We start from the raw sequence: 22,634 nt of genomic DNA on the forward strand, positions 1-22,634 counted from the left end.
AAGAGCATGAACGTGTCTATTCAATTGCACGGGATTTTACATATGAATGGAGGGAGAAGACGTTTCTGTTACGGAGAATCGATGCGGCACATCCGTTTCCTCCAAGAGAACATTGGCAAACAACTCATCTAATGTGTTCAAGGGCTTCACCGTGATCCCTTTCACTTGATGCAGAACTGTCTCATCATTGTCTTTGGGGATAAACGCTTGCTTGACGCTTGCTTCCTCGGCAGCTGCCACTTTTGCAGGAACCCCGCCGACTGGCTTCAATTTTCCCCAAATGCTCAATTCACCGGTGATGGCCACATCATTTTTTACTTTTTGTTGATTGACGGCCGAATAGATCGCCGTGGCAATCGCCGATCCCGCGGATGGTCCGTCAATTGGTGTTCCGCCGGGGAAATTCACATGGATATCGTAGCTGTCTACCGGCACTTTCAAATGGCGCAATACGGTCATAACGTTGTCCACAGAGCTTCTTGCCATACTTTTTCGCCGAATCGAACGCATTTGATTCCCTGCGTTTTCCTCTTCCGCGATCCCCGTAACCGTGAGCATGCCCTTTCCTGTCGTTTCTTGCGCGGTTGCCTCAATTTCCAACAACATCCCCAAATCCGGTCCATATACTGCAAGTCCATTTACACGACCAACCATGGGTTCCGGGTGTATTTTTTTCTCAGGTCTGCGGCTTAAACGACTGGCATGCACGACCCATTCAATATCTGAAACATCAATGTTTTCCCGTTCAGCTGTTGTTGCCAATCCGGCAGCGATCTGAACCGTGTTAACCGCTTCCCGGCCATTTGTCACATATGACGAAACCGTTTCCAACCCTTCTTCTTGTATTTCCATCTTCAATCGCTTTGCTGCACTTTTCGCTAACATAGACAATTCCTTTTGCTTAAGCGGCCGAAAAAATACTTCTAGGCAACGCGAACGCACAGCAGAGGGGATCTCATCCGGTGTTCGCGTCGTTGCACCGATCAACCGAAAGTCTGCAGGCAGTCCATTCTGAAAAATATCATGGACATGCGTTGGAATGGAGGCATTTTCTTCACTATAGTATGCACTCTCCAGGAACACTTTGCGGTCTTCCAACACTTTTAGCAGTTTATTTAATTGAATCGGATGCAATTCACCGATTTCATCGATAAAAAGCATGCCGCCATGCGCTTTTGTAATCGCCCCCGGCTTCGGTTGAGGGATACCCGCTTGTCCCATTGATCCGGCCCCTTGGTAGATCGGATCGTGAACGGAACCGATTAAAGGATCGGCAATTCCCCGTTCGTCAAAACGGGCCGTCGTACCATCAAGTTCGATGAAAGGGGCATCGATATGAAATGGGGAGCCGGGATTCATTTTTGCCTTTTCCATAATCAAACGGGCGGCTGCTGTCTTACCTACACCGGGTGGTCCATATATAAGCACATGTTGCGGGTTAGGACCGCAAAGCGCCGCTTCTAATGAGCGCACGCCTTCATCCTGGCCGATAATGTCTGAGAACGTCATCGGACGCACTTTTTCCGCCAATGGCTCATTTAAGGATATGGAACGTAACTGTTGCAGTTGGTGCATTTCTTTTTTTGATTCCCGGTCCACCGATACTCGTTGGGTGCGTTGATTTTTAAGTAGGTTCCAGAAATATAATCCAATCACTATTCCGAAGAAAACTTGAATGAGCATAATTAACGATGTCCATTCCATACGGGTTCCTCCTCGTTTAACGGTCGCTTTTGCCTGCCGTTATTGTCGCTAACTGCCCGTTAGTATGACTCTACAAACGATGCAGTATGCCATTCACGAAGAGAGAAGTAAGTGGAAAATTTGTTAAGAGATGCTTCGCGTGCCTACGTAAAAACGGCATGGACCATGCCCATGCCGTTTTTTCCCTTATGCACTTTCTCTTGGTTCATTAAGCTTGATCAATTCGCCGTCTTCCGTCGTCAATTCCGGCGAACCTTCATCCAGTACACATTCTGCCGTAATCGTACATTTGCTAATTTCTTCCTTAGATGGCAAATCGTACATAACGTCCAACATGATGGATTCAATAATAGAGCGAAGGCCACGCGCGCCTGTCTTTCGTTCGATGGCTTTTTTCGCAATTTCCCGCAATGCCTCGTCTGTAAATGCAAGCTCCACATCATCGATCTCCAATAACTTCTGGAACTGTTTAACGAGTGCATTTTTTGGTTTCGTTAATATTTCCACCAACGCATCTTCATCCAACGGTTTCAAACTGGAGATAACCGGAAGCCTGCCAATGAATTCCGGAATCAAGCCGTAGCGAAGCAGGTCTTCAGGAAGGATTTTATCAAGGTATTCTTCGTCAGCTATCTCTCCGCTTTCAGATTCAGATCCGAAGCCGATGATTTTTTTGCCGAGCCTGCGCTTTACGACTTGCTCGATGCCATCAAAGGCTCCGCCGACAATGAAGAGAACGTTGCTCGTATCAATTTGAATAAATTCCTGATGGGGGTGTTTGCGTCCTCCCTGTGGAGGCACACTGGCTGTCGTCCCCTCGAGAATTTTTAATAGGGCTTGTTGGACGCCTTCCCCGGATACATCTCGCGTAATTGAAGTATTCTCCGATTTGCGTGCTACTTTGTCAATTTCATCAATGTAGATAATTCCTTTTTCCGCTTTCTCCACATCATAATCGGCTGCCTGTATCAATTTCAGCAGAATATTTTCCACGTCTTCGCCGACGTACCCGGCCTCTGTTAACGAAGTAGCATCCGCAATAGCGAACGGGACGTTCAGAATACGGGCGAGCGTTTGCGCCATTAATGTCTTCCCGCTTCCCGTCGGCCCAATGAGACAAATGTTACTTTTGGCGATTTCAACATTTTCTCCTTCTTTTTCGGAAGAAGCTGCGGCATTTACCCGTTTGTAGTGGTTATAAACCGCGACCGAAAGCGATTTCTTTGAATTTTCCTGACCGATCACATAGTCATCAAGAATTTCATCAATTTCCTGCGGCTTAGGAACGGTTTCAAGCTCGACTTCTTCATCCGTACCCAATTCCTCTTCCACAATTTCGGTGCAAAGCTCAATACATTCATCGCATATATATACACCCGGTCCAGCCACTAGCTTACGGACTTGATCTTGTGTTTTTCCGCAAAAAGAGCATTTCAGTTGCCCCTTTTCTTCATTGAACTTGATCATGTGTTATTCACCCCTCACTGTATATTGTACCTTACACCCTACCCTTACTCCCAGTCAAACAAAATACGTTGGCTAATATATAGGCTACCCATTCTACATCAGCTTTACGTTACAAAAAACAAATTCATGCGTTTATTTTGGCTCTTCGCCAAAATCTATGGTAGATATAAGTGACTAATTATGGTAATAGCACTAGCTAGCGGAGGAAAAACACGGAGACTCCTGTGGGAAAGCGCAGTGGGAAGACCCCGCAGAAAAAAGCGAACTCCTTTTTTCGAGGAGGCTGAGCCTGGTGCCCACGGAAAGCATAGTGTTTTTCCGTAGCGATTATCATCAATTACACCTATTTGTCAATCATAGGTTTTAGTGTTGACCCTTTATTTTCAGAAAAAAACTTGACTTATCGCCAAGGATGGCGAAAGTCAAAGTCTTTCTTGTACTACCATCCGGATAATTTATATTTTCTGATAGTGTAAAACACCGATGGATTGTTTTGAGAAAAAAGGAAGACACGACGCTTGCTCGTGTCTGTTTCCTTTTTCTAACCCGGCAGTTCTATTTCTGCTCATTTTCTTCTTCGGTTTCTTCTCTTTTAGCTTCTACTGTTACCCCTTGATCAACAAGGAACTTCAAGGCAGATTGCATGCGAAGTTCATCCTTCAATGTATCAAGAGCGCCCTGCATGCTGAGCAACTGGCGTATTTCTTCTTTGTCCCGTTCATAAGCTTGTGCCATCTGATCCAGCTGTTCTTCGACTTGCTCATCACTAGCTTCGATTTCTTCGGCATCCGCGATTGCTTCGAGCACAAGATTCAATTTCACCCTTTTTTCGGCTTCGGGCCGAAACTGTTCTTTCATGCCTTCTTCATCGGTGCCGGCCATTTGATAATACATGTCCATCGTTATGCCTTGCGATTCAAAACGTTGGCTCATCTCCTGGTGCATGCGATCAGTTTCGGTTGTGACCATTGCACTCGGAATATCCGCTTTCGCGTTTTCTGTTACCTGCTCCACGACGCTATCCTGTTCGTGGTGTTCTTTTTCATGTTCCTTATTGTGTTCCAATTCATCGCGTTTTTTCTGTTTCAATTCGTCAAGCGTTTCGATATTTTCATCAACATCAACAGCAAATTCATCATTCAGCTCCGGAAGCTCTTTCCGTTTCACTTCATGCAACGTTACATTGAAGGTTGCCGTCTGGCCGGCGAGGTTTTCCTCGTGATAGTCTTCCGGGAATGTAACCTCAACGGTTGTTTCCGTGCCCGGTTCCAAACCTACCATTTGTTCTTCAAAGCCGGGGATAAACTGTCCGGAACCAAGTTCAAGCGAATGGTTTTCTGCTTCCCCGCCCTCAAACGGTTCGCCGTCTACGAATCCTTTGAAATCGAACACAACCGTATCGCCTTCCTGGGCAGCATCTTCGGTAACAACGAGGTCAGCGTGTTGTTCACGCAGCTTTTCCATTTCCTCGTCAACTTCCTCTTCACTGACCGACGTGTCAAACGCTTCAATTTCGAGCCCTTTATATTGTCCAAGTTCGACTTCAGGTTTTACTACTACCGTAGCTTTGAAAATAACCGGTTTTCCTTTTTCGATTTCTCCATCTACATCGATTTCCGGCTGATCAACCGGTACAATCCCGGTCTCTTCAACAGCTTTCGAATAGGCAGACGGGAGGACAATGTCAATCGCATCTTGATAGAGGGATTCAACCCCAAACCGTTGTTCAAATAATTTCCTTGGCACTTTCCCTTTTCGGAATCCCGGGATGCTCACATCATTTTTCACTTTTTGAAATGCTTGATCCAGCGCAGATTTGAATTCATCTGCTCCTACTTCGACGGTGAGGACGCCCTGATTGCCTTCGCCCTTTTCCCATTTAGCAGTCATTTATCTGTTCCCTCCATGTTTTAAAGCGTTACGTCCTAATTTACAACCCCTACATTATAACATAATCCAACTTCTTTTCAATCAATGAGAGATGAGTGAAACGATGCCGGGGGGGACTTCACGTGATTTACTAGTTTCTCCACCTCGGAATGATTTGCGTCATAGAGCATGCTTACCTTTTCATGCTCATCTTGAACGCCCATATATCGCAAACTTTCCACATGAATAGCAGCCGCCCATACATTCGCGGTTGCCTCCGGAAGGGAGAAAGGATAATGCTCCATAAAAATCCAGTCCAAAATGGATTGCGCGGTTTCATATAGCATCGGGTTATCCTGTTCCAAACCGTCTTCCCATTGCACAAAAATGCTCGCTTTCAGCTCAGCCTCATATTCTGAAAAACTATTCAATTGAATGGGGATGACGTTTTTTTCACGCTTGTATTTGCTTACCTTGATGGATACACCTACTTCCCAGTCTTTCATCACTAATAAAAGCATCGTTTTTATCATCGGCGACGTGTTTTCGTGACGGAGCGCTGTTTCAAATGCCACTTTCACTTGCCGCCAGCTCCGCTTTTTTAATTGTTGAAACGTTCGCCACTGCACTTCTGTCGACGGATCAAAAAGACCCGCGAGCATCTCATCACGGAGAGCAGCAGAATGATCCTTCTTCTTATCTTCCATCTCTTCCTCTGCTTCCGGCAAGAAGACTTCCTTTTTCATTGTTCTAGCCGTGGCAAGAAATTGAAAAAAGTGTTCTGCATATTTTGCCGGCAAGCGAGAGGATTGCCGCTCCGTTTCAATTGTCTCAACAACTGCGTCCCATTCCCCCAATTGCACTAGCGCGGACACATAGAAAAATAGAACATCTTCATATTTTCCGATGCCTTCACGCATCATGTCTTCTGCTGTTGTTTTGCTATCTTCAAGGTAACCTAATTCAAGTAAACAGACAAGTCGCCCGTAGCACGCTTGTTCATCTTTTTCATCATACATGAGCGTTTGGTTAAAGTGTTTCAACCCCTGCTCAAAATCTCCTGCCTCCAGCGCGTTCAATCCTTCGTTCAGTAAGAGACGGATGCTCCCCGGGAAAAGAACCAGATTATTTTTGTTATCCATTGCCTTTTCACCTAATTTCAGGACCTATTCTTCTTTATTTTTTCCGAAATACAATACCCCTAATAACCAGAAAGCAATCATTAAAAGGCTCATTCCAATTAAGACGGGAATCGGCCCGAATTGGAGAATAAACGGAATCGAGGCTGCGGTAACCAACCCACCGCCGACCATCGGTTCGAATAAAATTTGTTTATAGCCGAACGCCTTCAAAGCCGGTGTCCGGTTTTCAGGATCAACGATCTGCATCAACATGATCCCGGTTGCTGCCACACCCGTGGATTGCCCCAAATCGCCCATGCCTCTTTCAAACCAGTAGCTCGGAATCATACGCGGCGCCAAGTATATGAACATCACAACGTTGAGCACAACCCCGGCTACAGCAAGGATCACGAAAGGGATAATATTATCTCCAATGACTTGAAGGCTTAACGTCGCCATCGCACTAACGATTAATATATCGAGCGCCAGGCCTTGAATTCGACTGATCGTTGCCCCATCCACAATCTCCGACTTGTCCACTTTGGATATCACGATCTGGATGATAATTCCTCCGATCATCGCAATCGGAAACAGTGGGACGTATTCAAACAAATACAAGTCATAAGCGGCACCCCAAGTAACATCTTCCAACCACACAAAGAATTCCAAAATAAGATAACCGATAAAGATCGCCAATCCGACAAGCCCTGCGTGGAAAGCCAAGGGTTCAATGGAGATCGGGGAAGTCGTCAACTCTCCGGCAGACTCACGATTGTCTTTTTGGACAATGCCGGTTTTCTGGTCAACCGAAAGATCATCGGGATGAGCTAATGTACTGGTTATCCCTTTTCTGGCTGCCCAGTTAATGAGAATAATTCCAATGATAACACCGCTTAAAATCCCGATCGTTGCCAGCCCAAGCGCCAAATCCTGGCCTTCTGCAAATCCGATCGCTTCAAACGTGTCACCTAGGCCGGCAGCCGTCCCATGTCCTCCCACAAAACTAATCTCGATGAGAGCACCAACCGCGGGATCTAAATTGAACACCGGCGTAAGTACCGTGACGGCCAATAAAATCCCGACCACATATTGTGCCCAGGAGATCGTGTAACCGAGCGCCACTTGTGGACCGCCCGTTTTCCAGACTTCCTGCAGCCTCGGAATCGCAAATCCAATAAATAAACAGGCAAATACGACGTTAATGAGCAGACCCGGTAACTCGGCCCATACGTCAAACATATCCTCCGTAAAAAGCCCGTAAGCCATTGCTTCATTGTCTGTCGTTGCCGTTAGGATTCTTCCGAGCACCTCGGGTCCAACGAGAAGTGCAAAAAAGCCACCAATGATGGAGCTTGGCAGAAATAGCCTTTGAAATAAAGGAACCTTAAGTCGGATCCATTTTCCTATAAGCAATATAACAGTCATGATAATGAGCGCAAACCCTATTGCCTCTAATGTCAAGTTCTCACCTTCTTTTCTACTTGATCCTACATAATTTTACCGTTTACACCCTTATGTAGCAAGCAGAGGAAAAACATTAGAAAATTGTAATGAGTAGCAGAAAACAGAACACTTATTGTTAGATAGACTATGATTCGAAAAATTTATACTTTCTGCTAGTGCTAGAAAAATACGTCCCGGAGCGGGACGTATTTTACACTATTTTTGCTGTTCATATGCTTGAATATAGTCTTCGTATTGCAAGGTAACGCCGATTTCGTCCAGTCCATAAACGAGCATATTTTTCCAATACGGATCAATTTCAAACTTGTGATTGGTGCCTTGGTCATCTTCCACCGTTTGTTCTTCAAGGTTAACTTTGAACGTGAGCGCGTGATCTTTGCCCTTTTCCATCCAATGTTGAACCGTTTCCTCCGGCATGCGAAGGGGAAGCAGACCGTTTTTAATGCTATTGTTATAAAATATATCCCCAAAGCTCGGCGCGATAATAACTTTGAATCCATAGTCTTTCAATGCCCATGCCGCGTGTTCCCGGGATGAGCCGCAACCAAAGTTATGGTCGCTCAGCAAAATGGATGCTCCCTTCATATGCGTCTTGTTTAACGGGAAATCGGGATTTTCGCTGTCATCATCCAGAAAACGCCAATTAAAGAAGAGAAATTGACCAAAGCCGGTTCGTTCTACCCGCTTCAAAAATTGTTTCGGGATAATTTGATCGGTATCTACGTTTACGTAAGGAAGCGAAGCAACACTTCCCTCATGTTCGTGAAAAGCTTCCATTCTCTCCCCTCCCTATGCTTGTGCAGGGACGTCAAGTTCGCGAACATCCACGAATCGCCCGTGAACAGCTGCGGCAGCTGCCATAACCGGACTCATCAAGTGCGTGCGCGCCCCTTTCCCTTGACGGCCTTCAAAATTACGGTTGGAGGTGGATGCACAGCGTTCCCCTTCCGGCACCTGGTCCGGATTCATGCCTAAACACATGCTGCACCCGGCACCCCTCCACTCGAAACCTGCTTCGATAAACACATCCGCCAACCCTTCATCTTCGGCTTGGCGCTTCACTTTCATGGAGCCGGGTACGACGAGCGCGCGAATCCCCGGAGCGACTTTCTTTCCTCCCAAATACTTGACGGCTTCACGCAAATCACTGATTCGCGCATTCGTGCACGATCCGAGAAACACGTGTTGGATCGGGATGTCGGTCATTTTCGTTCCCGGTGTCAGCCCCATGTACTCCAACGATTGCTGGATCGCCCTTTGGTCCGCTTCTGTTTCACCATCCTTGGGAGCAGGAACTTCACCATCAATGGATACACCCTGACCGGGATTTGTGCCCCAGGTGATCATTGGTTTCACTTCGGAAGCATCCAATACCAACGTACTATCAAAGGTTGCGTCGTCATCTGTCGCCAATTGCTTCCATTCCTCCACTTGGCTTTGGTAGGCAGGACCTTTTTCCACATTTGGCCGCCCTTCCAAATAATCAAACGTAACCTGGTCGGGGCTAATTAAACCGGCACGGGCGCCGCCTTCAATAGACATATTGCAGATGGTCATCCGCTCTTCCATCGTGAGTCCCCGAATCGCTTCTCCACGGTACTCAACGACGTGTCCGCTTCCGAAATTGACCCCGTATTTTGCGATTAACGCCAGAATGATATCTTTTGCACTCACACCGGAAGAAAGGCGGCCATCAATACGCACTTCCATCGTTTTCGGGCGATTTTGCCATAAGCTTTGCGATGCCAGCACATGTTCCACTTCGCTCGTACCGATGCCGAATGCCAACGCACCGAATGCTCCGTGCGTGGACGTATGGCTGTCCCCACACACAATCGTCTTCCCGGGTTGTGTGAGTCCAAGCTCGGGACCGATAATATGAACGATTCCGTTATGCGGGCTGTCCAGCCCGGCCAACTCCACTTCGAATTCCTTACAGTTTTCCACCAGGACATCGATTTGTTTTTTGGCAATTTTATCGGTGATGGATTGGCGATCATCCGTCGGAATGTTATGGTCCATCGTCGCATACGTCAGATCCGGGCGTCTTACGTTTCGTCCCGCAAGCCTTAACCCTTCAAATGCTTGCGGAGAAGTCACTTCATGAACTAAGTGAAGGTCAACATATAGTAAATCCGGTTTCCCTTCTTCTTGAAAAACCGTGTGGCGGTCCCAGATTTTTTCAATAATTGTTTTCCCCATCACGCTTTTCCCTCCTTATTCAAGTGCTTTTACGACAGCATCGGTCATTTCCGTGGTAGTTACCGCATCATCGGTCTTAGCCGCAATATCTGACGTGCGATAACCTTCTGCCAACACTTTTTCGATTGCTGCTTCGATTTGCTCCGCTTCCTTCTCCATTCCAAACCCGTACTTTAACATCATCGCTGCCGATGAGATGGCCGCCAACGGGTTCGCACGATTTTCACCGGCGATGTCCGGTGCGGAACCATGTACCGGCTCATAGAGACCGACACCGGTGGATCCCATGCTAGCAGAGGGCAACAACCCGAGGGAACCGGTCAACATCGACGCTTCATCGCTCAGAATGTCCCCAAACGTGTTCTCGGTAACGATCACATCAAACGACGTTGGTTGCGCGATCAGTTGCATCGCTGCGTTATCGACGAGCATATGGCTGAGTTCAACATCGGAATACGAATCGTGGACATCATCTACCGTTTCCCGCCATAATCGGCTTGATTCCAGCACATTTGCCTTATCCACGGACACGACTTTCCCCTCTCGCACGCGCGCGGCTTGAAATGCCCGCTCGGCAATACGCTTAATTTCAGATTCTTTATAGAGAAGTGTGTCGACGGCTTGCGTTTCCCCATCAATTTCTTCCCGCTTTTTCGGCTCTCCGAAGTAAAGTCCACCGGTCAATTCTCTGATAATCACAAAATCGACGTCGGCAACAATTTCTTTTTTTAATGGAGAAGATTCGATAAGCGCCGAATAAGTTTTGACAGGACGCAAATTTGCATATAAGTCGAGCGCTTTTCTAATTTCCAACAACCCTTTTTCCGGACGATTGGCGCCCGGAAGGCGGTCCCACTTAGGGCCGCCCACAGCGCCAAGCAAAATGCCATCGCTTGCGGCACTGATTTCTTTCGTTTCAAGCGGCAAAGGTCCGCCTTTTTCATCAATGGCGCTCCCGCCGATCAAACCTTCTTTGAAAACAAATTCATGATCATGCAAACGTGCGATGTTTTCCAGTACTTGTATCGCTGCTCTCGTTACCTCGGGGCCGATTCCGTCCCCGGGGAGTACGGCAATTGTCTTTTTTGTCATCAAAAGTCTCCTTCATTACGAATGAACCGAAGGTTTCGGAGCTTCGTCCGGTACGGCTGCGAGAATTCGATTAATGGCATTTACATACGCATAGGCTGAAGCTTCCAACACATCGTGGGCGGTTCCGCGTCCAATCGATGTTTGTTCCGCATACGTCACATGGACGACAACTTCCGCAAGGGCATCTTCACCACTGCTCACCGATTGAATGCGATAGTCATCCAATTGAATCGGGGCACCAACAATTCGCTCTAGTGTATTGTAGACAGCTTCCACGCTTCCTGAACCGGTGGCGGCTTCTTGCGTTTCTTCCCCATCGGGCAACTTCATTGTAATTGTTGCCGTTGGAATGTTATGCGTTCCAACGTTCACCTGCAGGGAAAGTATTTCATATGCTCTCGTCTCATCTTCCGTTTTATCAGCGACTAACAGCGCGAAAATATCATCGTCAGAGATCTCTTTCTTTTTATTCGCCAGTTGTTTAAATGCTTTAAACACGCGTTTTAATTCGTCTTCCGGCAGATCAAAGCCAAGTTCCGACACTTTGTTCTTAAACGCGTGCTTTCCGGATAATTTACCGAGCACCAGCTTATTCGCGTCCACACCAACAAGCTCCGGCGTGATAATTTCATACGTGCTGCTTTCTTTTAGTACTCCATCTTGGTGAATGCCCGATTCATGGGCAAATGCATTATTGCCGACGACCGCTTTATTGCCTGGAACAACGTTACCGGAAAGTTTGCTCACGAGACTGCTCGTGCGTTTAATCTCTTGCAGATTAATGTTTTGTTCGGCTCCATAGTGGTCGCGACGAATATGAAGGGCAACGGCTATTTCTTCCAGTGATGCATTGCCGGCACGCTCCCCGATTCCATTAATGGTACATTCCGCTTGATCGGCGCCCCCTTCGATGGCAGCAAGAGAATTGGCAACGGCCATTCCCAAATCATCATGGCAGTGGGTAGAGAGGCTAATATCTTTTGCGCCTTTCACATTTTCCTTGAGATGCTGAAACATCGCTTTGATTTCCTGAGGCGTTGTATATCCGACTGTATCCGGCAAATTGATGACATCGACACCGGCTTCAATTACTTTTTCCATGATTTTCTTCAGAAAACCCCAATCCGTGCGGCAAGCATCTTCCGCGGACCATTGCACGACCGAGAATCGCTCTTTTGCATAGCGAACGGCTTCAACCGAATCTCGAATCACTTCCTCCTGAGTCATCATTAATTTGTGCTTGATGTGAACATCGGACGTAGCGATAACAAGGTGAATGCGCGGAACAGGAGAATCTTTTAACGCTTCCCACGCTGAGTCAATATCACTTTTGACGACTCGGGACAAACCGGTCACTGAACTGTTTTTTACCGCTCTTGCGATTTGCTGCACAGAATAAAAGTCTCCCTCATTGGAGGCCGGAAAACCGGCCTCAATGATGTCAACGCCGAGACGGTCAAGCTGCTTGGCAATCTTCAGTTTTTCTTCTCGATTCAGATTAAGCCCCGGTTGCTGCTCGCCATCCCGTAACGTCGTGTCAAAAAACTTAATTCTCCGCACGCGAAACCACTCCTTTTTGATCGCCTTTGACAAATGGCATCATTTCACGTAGCTTTTGGCCGACAGCTGTGATCTCATGTTCAAGCTCGCGTTGATTGATGGCGTTAAATTCAGGACGGTTGGCTTGGTTTTCCAAAATCCATCCTTTCGCGAACTTGCCTGTTTGAATATCTTTCAAGATTTCACGCATTTCTTGTTTCGTATCGTCCGTAATGATCCTTTTGCCCGATTGGAAATCGCCCCATTGTGCTGTGTCGGAGATTGAATATCTCATATACTCAAGGCCGCCTTCGTACATGAGGTCAACGATTAATTTCATCTCGTGCAAGCATTCGAAATAGGCAACCTCCGGTTGATATCCCGCTTCAACTAGCGTTTCAAATCCTGCTTTGACAAGTTCGGTCGTTCCTCCGCAAAGTACGGCTTGCTCGCCGAAAAGATCTGTTTCCGTTTCTTCCCGGAAGGTCGTGGCAATGATTCCGGCCCGACCGGCACCGATTTGCTTCGCATATGCAAGGGAGAGGTCTTTCGCTTCCCCATGAGGATCTTGCTCGATCGCGTAAAGCGCCGGCACACCTGCGCCAGATTCATACGTACGACGGACGATATGCCCGGGGCCTTTCGGTGCAATCATGAAAACATTCACATCGGAAGGCGGTTGGATTTGGTTAAAATGAATGTTGAATCCATGAGCGAAAACCAATGATTTTCCATTCGTTAATGAAGGTTTGATTTGTTTTTCATAGATATCGGGTTGCGTTTCGTCCGGAAGTGCGAGCATGAGAATGTCGGCCTTTTCTGTTGCTTCATTGACTTCATACACGTTGAATCCTTCTTGTTCCGCTTTTTCCCAAGACTTTCCTCGCCGCAGTCCGACAATCACATCGACGCCGCTTTCTTTTAAATTAAGGGCATGGGCATGGCCTTGTGAACCAAAGCCGATGACCGCGACGGTTTTTCCTTGTAGTACGCCTTCATTTACATCGTTGTTGTAATAGACTTTAACCATTTTAAAATCTCTCCTTATTTCTTCTTTTATTGGATAAATGAATAATGCAGATCTTGCGACTGTTGTTTGGAACTTCTTTTTAAAGCGGTCGTACCTGTTCTCGCCAATTCTTTCAGCCCGTATGGTTTGATTAAATCTATAAGGGCTTCCACTTTTTGGTGATCGCCAGTCACTTGCAACGTCATGCTCTCCCGCCCCACATCGATGATGGATGCGCGAAAGGGACGAGCGAGCGTTTCGATTTCGCCGCGCGTCTGCGGGGTGGCAACAACCCTGATGAGCACGAGCTCACGCGCGACAATTGTCTCATCCGAGATGTCCCGGACTTTCAACACATCTACTTGTTTGTTGAGCTGTTTGATCACTTGATCGAGTCCCCGATAGCTATCCACATTGACGACGAACGTCATTCTTGAAATCTCCGGGTTCTCGGTCATGCCGACGGTAATGCTTTCAATGTTGAATTGCCGACGGGAAAACAAACCGGTAATGCGGTTTAATACTCCCGTTGAATTGTTGACGGTGGCCGAGATGGTGCGTTTCACGGACGGATCCCCTCCATTTCATGGTGTCCTTTGCCGGGGGCAATCATCGGATAACAATTCTCATCAGCCGTTACGCGAAAATCAAAAAGGACCGGTCCATCTTCCTTAAGGCCCTTTTGAAACGTTGTACGGGCTTCAGACGGATCTTCTATTTTATAGGCCTTGATGTTATACGCTTCGGCGAGCTTCAGAAAGTCCGGCTGGATCGGAAATAACGAGTGTGAATAACGTTCTTCGTAGAAAAGTTCTTGCCATTGGCGGACCATTCCCAGTGAAGCATTGTTCACAATGACGATTTTAACGGGCAAGTTTAATTCCTGTAAAATCGACATTTCCTGCATCGTCATTTGAAAACCTGCGTCCCCGATGATCGCCACCACATCCCGGTTCGGCTCCGCGAACTGAGCGCCGATGGCAGCGGGGAAACCAAAACCCATCGTTCCCAATCCACCCGAAGTCACCCAACGATGGGGGTTGGCGAAACGATAATATTGAGCCGCCCACATCTGATGCTGTCCGACATCGGTAGTAACGACAGCCTCGCCTTTCGTCTCCTCGTAAACCATGTCAAGGAGCGCCTGTGGCTTTATTGTTTTTCCGTCATCGTTATACCAAAGCGGGTATTCATCACTGTAATGCCGGAGGTGCTGATGCCATTCATCATAGGGAACAGGAGCTTTATCAAGCGCCAACAAGTTTTTTAACGCTTCCTTCGCATCTCCCACGACCGGAATTGCAGTTTCTACATTTTTGCCGATCTCCGCAGGGTCAACGTCGATGTGGACAACCTCGGCTTCCGGAGCGAAATGGCTTAAACTCCCGGTGACCCGGTCGTCAAAGCGGGCACCGACATTGATGAGCAAGTCGCATTCATGAAGTGCCATATTAGCAGCATATAGCCCATGCATACCCGCCATACCCAGAAACAGCGGGTGATTACCGGGGAATGAACCTAGGCCCAATAATGTGTTGGTCACTGGAATCTGCTGTTTCGTCGCATACTCAAACAGTTCATCCGCTCCATCTGCGTGAAGAACGCCGGCGCCGGCAAGAATAACCGGTTTTTTCGCCCGTTCTATGGCGTTCGCAACCTTTTTGATTTGCAAGCGATTCGGTTGTACCGTCGGCTGATAACCGGGCATATGAACCGTCTTCGGATACTTGAATTCTCCGATAGCCATTGAGACATCTTTTGGAAGATCAATCAGCACCGGCCCGGGCCTTCCCGTCGTTGCAATATGAAAAGCTTCCTTCATTACACGCGGAATATCGTTCACATCACGCAATTGGATGTTATGCTTTGTGATCGGCATCGTTACCCCGACGACGTCCGCCTCTTGAAAAGCATCCGTACCGATAACGTTCGTTGCCACCTGCCCCGTGATCACAATCATCGGCAATGAGTCGATCATGGCATCCGCGATCCCCGTCACGACGTTTGTTGCCCCCGGCCCGGATGTGACAACACAAACGCCCGGTTTACCGGAAACACGCGCATATCCTTCCGCAGCATGAATCGCCCCTTGTTCATGGCGGGCAAGAATGTGGTGGATGCCCATTTTGTAAATTTCATCATACGTAGGCAAGATGGCCCCGCCGGGATACCCAAAGATGATATCTACATTTTCTTCCGCCAAAGCACGCAATACGATCTGACTTCCATTCAATTTTTGTGTTTGCTGCTCTTCATTTGCTGGTTTCTCTGCCTGTGTTCTCACGCTTGTGCCCATCTCTGTTCCTCCTTCATCGCGTTGGTTCTCCACCATTGGCAATTGGCTCCTTTTCTCAAAAATTTAAGCTTAGGGCGTACTTTTATATTAAAAAAACCTTTTCGTCCCATTGGCAATCATGCCAAAGGGGCGAAAAGGTTTCCGCGGTACCACCCTTGTTTCCGCACTGTTCCATAATGCGGACACTCGGCGCAACATGTTGCGCCTTTTGCTTAACGACCCGGAAGAGACTCCGGACCGGCTGGAACTAATCATCCATCCGTTCATCCCAGCACTCAGAGGGGAGTTCATCAGAAAGGGCATCTCCGCTTCTCAGCTATCGCGGTTCTCTGTAAAATGCCGATTTCCCGATTACTTATCCTCATCAACGTGTTGTTTTTATTTAGGTTAACATGTTTTATCAATAATGCTATAACTGCTTTTTTTTATCCGCCGATCTCTGCTTCTTGCGCATAGATCTGCATACCGTCGGTTGCCACTTTATTCCGGAAACACTTTGTTATATACTCCGTTTCGGGTCCCGGCATCCCATCGTTGATGACGCGCCCGTCAACTTTAACGACCGCGATGACCTCGGCAGCCGTACCGGTTAGAAAAACTTCATCGGCAACATAGACATCATGGCGGGTAAAAGGTTCTTCTTTTATCTTATAGCCTTCCTCTTCGGCAATCTCGATAATCGCCTCCCGAGTAATGCCCTCTAATGCACCGACGTAACCGGGTGGCGTATAGAGCACTTTATCTTTTACGAGGAAAATGTTGTCTCCCGAGCCTTCTGCCACATATCCTTCATTATTCATCATGAGCGCTTCGGGAACATTCGCGAGATTGGCTTCGATTTTGACGAGAATATTATTGAGGTAATTGAGCGATTTCACTTTCGGGCTCAACACATCCGGCCGGTTACGCCTGGTCGCAACACTGACAATTTCAAGTCCGGTTTCATACAGCTCTTCAGGGAAAAGTGCCAATTCTTCCACGATCACCACAACTTGGGCTGCGCCGCACGATTTCGGATCCAATCCAAGATTGCCCACGCCTCTGGAAACAACCACCCTTACGTACGCATCTCTTAAGTCATTTTTACGAATTGTTTCAGCGATTAATTCCTTCATAACTTCGAAATCGTAAGGGATGTCAAGCATAATCGATTTTGCAGATTCGTAGAGGCGAACGAGATGTTCGTCGAGTCTGTATATATTGCCATCATAGGCACGAATGCCTTCAAATACCCCATCTCCATATAGAAAACCATGATCGTAAACGGAAATCTTTGCCTCTTCTTTGCGGACAAATTCCCCGTTTAAAAAAATCCATTGATCATCTTCCATACCTTCTCACCACCTCGTAATACTACACTTCCCTCATTTGTTCACGTCGAGTGGTCAAATGTTTTTCCAAGAACGACAAAATGTATACCATATATATTACGCCGTTTGATTGCTGCGGTCAACCGTTTTCCCAAAAATTATATAAGATTTTTAGATTATCTCCTCGCTTTTTATCAAGGAACTGCTAAAACTGCTAAACATATTTCTAACCTTGACTAAACAATTTAATTCATTTGTGATAAGATATAAAAATATTAGGTTGGCCCACCCTCCATTTGAGCGTTTGTACAACCTTTACTCTGCAAGAAGAACATTAATGATAATTTAAGAAAGGGGCTATGTCCATTGGTCACACAAACAACGCAAAAAAGTAACGAAGAAATAGCAAAAGAATATGTGGAAAGCGTTTATGATACGGTGTGCAACCGTAATCCTGACGAAGCGGAATTTCATCAAGTTGTAAAAGAAATTTTTGACTCATTAATACCGGTCATTGCTCAACATCCTGAGTATATAAAGCAAAGTATCCTGGAGCGAATTGTTGAACCGGAACGACTGATTACTTTCCGTGTTCCTTGGGTGGACGACGAAGGAAACATCCATGTGAACCGAGGCTATCGCGTCCAGTTTAACAGCGCGATCGGGCCTTACAAAGGCGGTCTCCGTTTCCATCCTTCCGTCAACCCGAGTGTCATTAAATTCCTCGGTTTTGAACAAATCTTCAAAAATTCCCTTACGGGACAACCGATCGGCGGCGGCAAAGGTGGAGCCGATTTTGATCCGAAAGGGAAATCCGATGCAGAAATCATGCGTTTTTCGCAAAGCTTCATGCACGAGCTCGGCCAGCACATCGGTCCGGATGTTGATATCCCAGCCGGTGATATTGGGGTGGGTCCCAGGGAAATCGGTTATATGTTTGGCCAGTATAAAAAAATGCAGGGTCGCTTTGAAGCAGGAACAATCACCGGAAAAGGGATGAATTATGGCGGGAGTCTCGTCCGCAAAGAGGCAACGGGCTACGGGACCATCTATTTTGTTGAGAAAATGCTTGAAAAACAGGGCATTAGCTTTAAGGATCAAACCGTTGCCGTTTCCGGTTCAGGAAATGTTTCCATCTACGCGATAGAAAAAGCGAAAGAATTGGGAGCAAAGGTTGTCACTTGCAGCGATTCCGATGGGTATATTTATGATGAACAAGGCATTGACGTTGAAACTGTCAAGCGCCTAAAAGAAGTGGAAAGAAGACGGATCGAAGATTACACCGACGAGCATCCGCATGCGAAATATTTCGAGTCTCCCACGGATGTATGGACAGTTCCGTGCACGGTCGCGCTTCCTTGCGCCACCCAGCAAGAAATTGATGAGGAGACAGCCAACCAATTGATCAAAAATGGCGTCATTGCTGTTGGCGAAGGGGCAAACATGCCAACAACACTGGAAGCGATCAATGTATTTAAGAAAAACAACGTCCATTTCGCCCCGGCGAAAGCAGCAAACGCCGGCGGCGTAGCGGTTTCCTCGCTTGAAATGGCCCAAAACAACATGGGCTTCTCCTGGTCCTTTGACGAAGTGGACGGAAGGCTTCGTGAAATTATGAAAAACATCTATGATAACAGCTCAGAAGCTGCCGAAACTTATGGTTATGCCGGCGACTTGGTTATCGGTGCGAACATTTCCGGCTTCCTTAAAGTTGCCGATGCCATGGTGGCACAAGGGGTTGTGTAAGCATAGATTGATAAAAGCCTCGGTTTTTTAACCGAGGCTTTTTTGGTCTGAAAAATGGCGGATCTTAAAATCCTTCCCAGAACAGTTTATAGTGTAAAAAAGAAAACATGCTAATGTAGGGACTGCTGAATAATGGAAAAAGACTGGCACATAAGCATTTTCCGTTGGTGTTGCCAAAACTGGATGCAAGGAAATCCATCCCATAAACAAAAAAACCCTTGCACTTGGAGGGACGGTGCTGCAATGGCGAGACTCCAGCGGAAAAACGGACGCGTCAAGCCCCCGCAGCGCCGGTTTTGCGCGAGGAGGCTTGACCGTTCGTCCGCGGAAAGCGACATCCCGGCTTCAGCTCATAGCTGCAAGTTGTTCAGCAATCCCTAATGTAGTGAAAGAACTTCGGGCGAAGGACGAGGGAAAAACAATGAATTGTTTTCTTCGATGGAGGAAGCCCGTGTGTAAAATATGTGTAAAACAAAATCAATTTTTGACGTTTCTAAACGTCGTAAACACCATAAAACAAAAGTTGCCCGTAAACACCGACAAATCAATGATTACGAGCAAATATAAATATTTTATCTTAACTCAAATTAACGAAATGGCGTCCCAGGCAGGACTCGAACCTGCGGCCTACAGCTTAGAAGGCTGTTGCTCTATCCAGCTGAGCTACTGGGACATAGCGACATTATCTATATTAGCGAATTGCAAGGGCAGAGTCAATGGCCAATTTATTTTTTTGGCCATTCCTTTGTGAAAGAGAGGTTTTTCATTTCGCTTCCGCTTTCTTTTTCGTAAAAACGGACCGCTTTAACTTCGCGGTTTTCAACCGAAACGAGGGCATAAGTCGGTTCCGTTGGCTTTTTTGGCAAAGTTAAACTGCCGGGGTTCACATAGATAATGTCTTCTTTTTCATAAGCACCGGCGTAATGGGAATGGCCATGGAAAACGATACCTGCGTCTTGTTCCGTTGCTGTTTGTTGCAAACGTTGATTGGTGCTTTTTACTTGATACAGATGCCCATGGGTGACCCAAACGTTGATCCCGTCGATGATAAGTATCTCTTGTTCAGGAAATTCACCAGGCGCGTCTGTATTTCCACTCACTACATAAAAAGATTCCAGGAGCGGATCCTCCTTGTCCAATTCGGAATCTCCACAATGAAACATTGCTTCAACATGCTGTTCATGGCGATCTCTAAGCTTTTTTAAACCCTCGCGATCCCCATGTGTATCACTGACGACAAGCCATTGCATCTTTCCCCACCCCTTTTTCATTTACTAGTGATACTGTCATCCGAAATAGAGCAGCAAACGTTTTTCTTCAGTTTTGAGGATAAGAATCTCGCATAGTATGTGCACCCGCTTTGAGAACAAAACTCTTACATATCCAACAGTTTTGTCTCACTCTCCCCCTCATTGGAAAAAATTCCAAAACAAAGGATGTGAGCCACTCTCTTACGGTCTGTATTCGACGCGATCATCACAAACAGACCGATAGACGCTTTTTTGCTAATTCATCCGCGTTTCGCCCTCTTGCTGTATTTACATTTGTGAGACTGATCCGCTCTGAAACTCGGATTGAGCTAAACCCCCGACGCTTCCCATTCTGCCTTCATTTTTTGCAGCGCTTTGCTACGGTGGCTGATGCGATTTTTTTCTTCTGAGGAAAGTTCGGCTAACGTTTTTTGTAATGCCGGGATATACATAAGCGGGTCATATCCGAAACCATTCGTCCCCCTTGGTTCCGATGCAATTTCTCCTTCGCATGTTCCTTCTACCTCGATAGAATCTCCATTCGGATCCTTATAGACGAGGGCACAAATAAACCGGGCCGTACGTTCCTCCCGCGGTACCTTTTCAAGGCTTCGTAGAAGCTTTTCGTTATTTTTTTCATCATCCTTGTCCTCGCCTGCAAATCGAGCCGAGTATACACCGGGGGCTCCATCGAGCGCATCGACGGCCAATCCGGAATCGTCGGCAAGGGCGGGAAAGCCGGTGTATTCTGCCACATATTCGGCTTTGATCCGGGCATTTGCAACAAACGTCTCCCCTGTCTCCTCTATTTCCGGGCACTGGGGATAGTCACGCAACGAGTAAACCGTTGCTGCACCTGCCAACAAGGTTTCCAATTCCATTCTTTTGCCCTCGTTTTTCGTAGCCAAAACAATGTTTTTCATCGTTTTTTCGGCAAGGATGCCCCCACCGCTTAGCGTAGTGCAAGGTGGTCGAATTATCCGGTCACACCCCAACATCAAAAAATCGGTCACGGATTCGATTTGGGTTGTCCCTCTCTGCGTAGACTTCCCTCCGTTTGAGGAATTAGATCGGGATTGTAAACCCTCTAGAATCAGCCTTCCTTCTGTTTGAGGGACTGAATTGAAGAGCCATTAATGGAAAGCGGCTAAAAATATAAGTTACACCTGTGTATAAAAGCCTTTCTACCCTCACTACGCATCCATTTTCCCATTTCAGTGCCCGATGCGATGCTGGGTGACCAAGTAATTCAACCACGATCCAGTAGGTGGGGGAGGAATTGCCATTGGCGAAAGCCAACCCTTGCCTTCCTCCTTTCTGATTGCCTTAATTTCACTGATTATAGTGTATAATAATAGTAAATGAAAGGTGGTGATAGCCTATGAAACTGACATTGACTGCAAAAATAAAAATCAATCCAACTGACGATCAGGAACAATTACTGTTAAAGACCGTCCGTGCCTATTGAGAAGCCTGCAACGTGGTATCTGATATCATCTTTGATTCTAAACTGCTCATACGAGCAAAACTCCACAAGATGACGTATCGGAACCCCGTTCCGATCTCGGTTTGAAGTCACAAATAGCACAATCCGTATTAAAAACCGTGATTGCAAAATACAAAACGAATCGTAACAACGTTCACGAGTGGACGAAAGTACGGTTCAAGAAACCTCAATACGATTTAGTATTCAATCGTGACTATTCCCTAAAAGAAGGATTGTTCTCCGTCAATACGCTTGATGGACGCTGAAGTGTCGTTTCCGCGTCTTCTAATACACGCTTTTGGATCCCGATCAGATGCCGGATCCCCTTTTCAGCCAAGCCAAGCATCTCATCCAATTGCTCCCGGGAAAATGTGGCTTCTTCACCGGTACCCTGAATTTCAACAAATTGTCCGGAACCCGTCATGACGACGTTAAAGTCAACCGCTGCAGCCGCATCCTCTTCGTAACATAAATCGAGCAACGCGACTCCTTGATCGTCAATACCAACGGAAATCGCAGCCAGATAATCCACAATCGGAAAAGATTTTAAATCTACATCTTGCGCTAAACGTGAAAATGCCATCGCGCTCGCCACAAACGCTCCCGTAATTGAAGCTGTCCGTGTTCCTCCGTCTGCCTGAATAACATCACAGTCTACCCAAAGTGTACGCTCGCCAAAGGATTCAAGGTCAATAACGGAACGCAGCGCGCGACCGATCAATCGTTGGATTTCCATCGTCCGCCCGGATACTTTCCCTTTTGAAGATTCGCGAATATTACGTTCTTCCGTTGCGCGCGGAAGCATTGCGTATTCCGCAGTCACCCATCCTTTACCTTGTCCGCGCAAAAATGGCGGCACCCGCTTTTCAATACTGGCTGTACAAATTACCTTTGTATCGCCGACACGGATGAAAACGGAGCCCTCCGGATGCTTCAAGTAATCTGTTTCGATCACCGTTTCTCGCAATTCTTCCCTATTATCCCTATCATCTACGCGCATGTACATTTCCTCCTCCACGACCTGCTTTCGTTCTTCACTTATGTATGTTTTTCGGCTGGCCTGTATCATCAAAAAGCAG

At 46.8% G+C, this 22,634-nt stretch carries 18 protein-coding genes, 1 tRNA gene, 1 pseudogene and 1 other annotated feature; of the genes and pseudogenes, 3 read left to right on the plus strand and 17 right to left on the minus strand.

All coding sequences use genetic code 11. From position 1 onward, the window contains the following. Window positions 1-36: 36 nt before the first annotated feature. The 13 genes from lonB to ilvE all read right to left on the minus strand — a co-directional run bounded on the left by lonB (window position 37) and on the right by ilvE (window position 17,094). Window positions 37-1,704 (minus strand): ATP-dependent protease LonB, encoded by a 1,668-nt coding sequence (gene lonB / locus HUG20_RS14355; protein ID WP_200085335.1) that lies wholly within the window; start codon window positions 1,702-1,704, stop codon window positions 37-39. A 186-nt stretch (window positions 1,705-1,890) separates the two neighbouring features. Next, window positions 1,891-3,171 (minus strand): ATP-dependent protease ATP-binding subunit ClpX, encoded by a 1,281-nt coding sequence (clpX, locus tag HUG20_RS14360; RefSeq protein WP_200085337.1) that lies wholly within the window; start codon window positions 3,169-3,171, stop codon window positions 1,891-1,893. A gap of 555 nt (window positions 3,172-3,726) precedes the next feature. Beyond that, window positions 3,727-5,061: a trigger factor gene (gene tig, locus HUG20_RS14365; RefSeq protein WP_200085338.1), complete on the minus strand. Its 1,335-nt coding sequence runs from the start codon at window positions 5,059-5,061 to the stop codon at window positions 3,727-3,729. Window positions 5,062-5,138: 77 nt separating this feature from the next. Beyond that, the gene (locus HUG20_RS14370; RefSeq protein WP_200085340.1) at window positions 5,139-6,182 is read right to left on the minus strand and encodes a hypothetical protein; all 1,044 of its coding nucleotides are present in this window, start codon (window positions 6,180-6,182) and stop codon (window positions 5,139-5,141) included. Between the two features lie 24 nt (window positions 6,183-6,206). Beyond that, window positions 6,207-7,622, minus strand: a complete 1,416-nt coding sequence (locus HUG20_RS14375; RefSeq protein WP_200085342.1) for a sodium/glutamate symporter — start codon at window positions 7,620-7,622, stop codon at window positions 6,207-6,209. 198 nt (window positions 7,623-7,820) lie between these two features. Further along, window positions 7,821-8,402 carry a 3-isopropylmalate dehydratase small subunit gene (gene leuD, locus HUG20_RS14380; protein ID WP_200085344.1) on the minus strand — a complete coding sequence of 194 codons (582 nt, stop codon included), beginning with the start codon at window positions 8,400-8,402 and terminating at the stop codon, window positions 7,821-7,823. Between the two features lie 12 nt (window positions 8,403-8,414). Further along, the gene (leuC, locus tag HUG20_RS14385; protein ID WP_200085345.1) at window positions 8,415-9,830 is read right to left on the minus strand and encodes a 3-isopropylmalate dehydratase large subunit; all 1,416 of its coding nucleotides are present in this window, start codon (window positions 9,828-9,830) and stop codon (window positions 8,415-8,417) included. 12 nt (window positions 9,831-9,842) lie between these two features. Further along, window positions 9,843-10,919: a 3-isopropylmalate dehydrogenase gene (gene leuB, locus HUG20_RS14390; RefSeq protein ID WP_200085347.1), complete on the minus strand. Its 1,077-nt coding sequence runs from the start codon at window positions 10,917-10,919 to the stop codon at window positions 9,843-9,845. Window positions 10,920-10,934: 15 nt separating this feature from the next. Continuing rightward, complete coding sequence (locus HUG20_RS14395; protein ID WP_246476427.1) at window positions 10,935-12,479, minus strand: 2-isopropylmalate synthase; 1,545 nt, start codon at window positions 12,477-12,479, stop codon at window positions 10,935-10,937. Next, window positions 12,466-13,488, minus strand: a complete 1,023-nt coding sequence (gene ilvC, locus HUG20_RS14400; protein WP_200085349.1) for a ketol-acid reductoisomerase — start codon at window positions 13,486-13,488, stop codon at window positions 12,466-12,468. Before ilvC ends, HUG20_RS14395 begins: the two co-directional genes overlap by 14 nt. 26 nt (window positions 13,489-13,514) lie before the next feature. Next, window positions 13,515-14,033: an acetolactate synthase small subunit gene (gene ilvN / locus HUG20_RS14405; protein WP_200085354.1), complete on the minus strand. Its 519-nt coding sequence runs from the start codon at window positions 14,031-14,033 to the stop codon at window positions 13,515-13,517. Beyond that, complete coding sequence (gene ilvB / locus HUG20_RS14410) at window positions 14,030-15,763, minus strand: acetolactate synthase large subunit (RefSeq protein WP_200090534.1); 1,734 nt, start codon at window positions 15,761-15,763, stop codon at window positions 14,030-14,032. The genes ilvN and ilvB overlap by 4 nt, the downstream gene beginning before the upstream one ends. A gap of 122 nt (window positions 15,764-15,885) precedes the next feature. Continuing rightward, window positions 15,886-16,140: a binding site (T-box leader), on the minus strand. 48 nt (window positions 16,141-16,188) lie between these two features. After that, a complete protein-coding gene (gene ilvE, locus HUG20_RS14415) occupies window positions 16,189-17,094 on the minus strand; it encodes a branched-chain-amino-acid transaminase (protein ID WP_200085355.1) in 906 nt (301 codons plus the stop codon). A 345-nt stretch (window positions 17,095-17,439) separates the two neighbouring features. Between ilvE and gdhA the strand changes: the two genes are divergently transcribed. Beyond that, window positions 17,440-18,819 (plus strand): NADP-specific glutamate dehydrogenase, encoded by a 1,380-nt coding sequence (gene gdhA / locus HUG20_RS14420; protein ID WP_200085356.1) that lies wholly within the window; start codon window positions 17,440-17,442, stop codon window positions 18,817-18,819. Between the two features lie 243 nt (window positions 18,820-19,062). Further along, the gene (locus HUG20_RS14425) at window positions 19,063-19,200 is read left to right on the plus strand and encodes a hypothetical protein (RefSeq protein ID WP_200085357.1); all 138 of its coding nucleotides are present in this window, start codon (window positions 19,063-19,065) and stop codon (window positions 19,198-19,200) included. Between the two features lie 215 nt (window positions 19,201-19,415). On the opposite strand, the gene HUG20_RS14430 is transcribed toward HUG20_RS14425, so the two are convergent. From HUG20_RS14430 to HUG20_RS14440, 3 genes are all read right to left on the minus strand, one after another. Next, window positions 19,416-19,492: transfer RNA gene (locus HUG20_RS14430), tRNA-Arg, on the minus strand. 52 nt (window positions 19,493-19,544) lie between these two features. Beyond that, on the minus strand, window positions 19,545-20,069 hold the full coding sequence (locus HUG20_RS14435) for a metallophosphoesterase (RefSeq protein WP_200085358.1): 525 nt from the start codon (window positions 20,067-20,069) through the stop codon (window positions 19,545-19,547). A 329-nt stretch (window positions 20,070-20,398) separates the two neighbouring features. Further along, window positions 20,399-20,992: an XTP/dITP diphosphatase gene (locus HUG20_RS14440; RefSeq protein ID WP_200085360.1), complete on the minus strand. Its 594-nt coding sequence runs from the start codon at window positions 20,990-20,992 to the stop codon at window positions 20,399-20,401. Window positions 20,993-21,450: 458 nt separating this feature from the next. On the opposite strand from HUG20_RS14440, the pseudogene HUG20_RS19205 reads away from it, so the two are divergent. Next, window positions 21,451-21,818, plus strand: a pseudogene (locus tag HUG20_RS19205) (RNA-guided endonuclease InsQ/TnpB family protein); the annotation flags it as partial. Here the strand turns inward: HUG20_RS19205 and rph are convergent. Next, window positions 21,770-22,555: a ribonuclease PH gene (gene rph, locus HUG20_RS14445; RefSeq protein ID WP_200085362.1), complete on the minus strand. Its 786-nt coding sequence runs from the start codon at window positions 22,553-22,555 to the stop codon at window positions 21,770-21,772. The pseudogene HUG20_RS19205 and the gene rph overlap by 49 nt on opposite strands. Window positions 22,556-22,634: the final 79 nt, after the last annotated feature.

Origin of the sequence: Salicibibacter cibi (assembly GCF_016495865.1) — a bacterium.
Lineage (GTDB): Bacteria > Bacillota > Bacilli > Bacillales > Marinococcaceae > Salicibibacter > Salicibibacter cibi.

Bases quoted from the DNA above. Each gene is read 5' to 3' on its own strand.
- HUG20_RS14370 (WP_200085340.1), bottom strand. From the start codon at position 6,182: ATGGATAACAAAAATAATCTGGTTCTTTTCCCGGGGAGCATCCGTCTC.
- tig (WP_200085338.1), bottom strand. From the start codon at position 5,061: ATGACTGCTAAATGGGAAAAGGGCGAAGGCAATCAGGGCGTCCTCACC.
- clpX (WP_200085337.1), bottom strand. From the start codon at position 3,171: ATGATCAAGTTCAATGAAGAAAAGGGGCAACTGAAATGCTCTTTTTGC.
- HUG20_RS14425 (WP_200085357.1), top strand. From the start codon at position 19,063: ATGGCGAGACTCCAGCGGAAAAACGGACGCGTCAAGCCCCCGCAGCGC.
- rph (WP_200085362.1), bottom strand. From the start codon at position 22,555: ATGCGCGTAGATGATAGGGATAATAGGGAAGAATTGCGAGAAACGGTG.
- ilvB (WP_200090534.1), bottom strand. From the start codon at position 15,763: ATGGGCACAAGCGTGAGAACACAGGCAGAGAAACCAGCAAATGAAGAG.
- leuB (WP_200085347.1), bottom strand. From the start codon at position 10,919: ATGACAAAAAAGACAATTGCCGTACTCCCCGGGGACGGAATCGGCCCC.
- HUG20_RS14435 (WP_200085358.1), bottom strand. From the start codon at position 20,069: ATGCAATGGCTTGTCGTCAGTGATACACATGGGGATCGCGAGGGTTTA.
- ilvE (WP_200085355.1), bottom strand. From the start codon at position 17,094: ATGGAAGATGATCAATGGATTTTTTTAAACGGGGAATTTGTCCGCAAA.
- HUG20_RS14440 (WP_200085360.1), bottom strand. From the start codon at position 20,992: ATGAAAAACATTGTTTTGGCTACGAAAAACGAGGGCAAAAGAATGGAA.
- lonB (WP_200085335.1), bottom strand. From the start codon at position 1,704: ATGGAATGGACATCGTTAATTATGCTCATTCAAGTTTTCTTCGGAATA.
- leuD (WP_200085344.1), bottom strand. From the start codon at position 8,402: ATGGAAGCTTTTCACGAACATGAGGGAAGTGTTGCTTCGCTTCCTTAC.
- ilvC (WP_200085349.1), bottom strand. From the start codon at position 13,488: ATGGTTAAAGTCTATTACAACAACGATGTAAATGAAGGCGTACTACAA.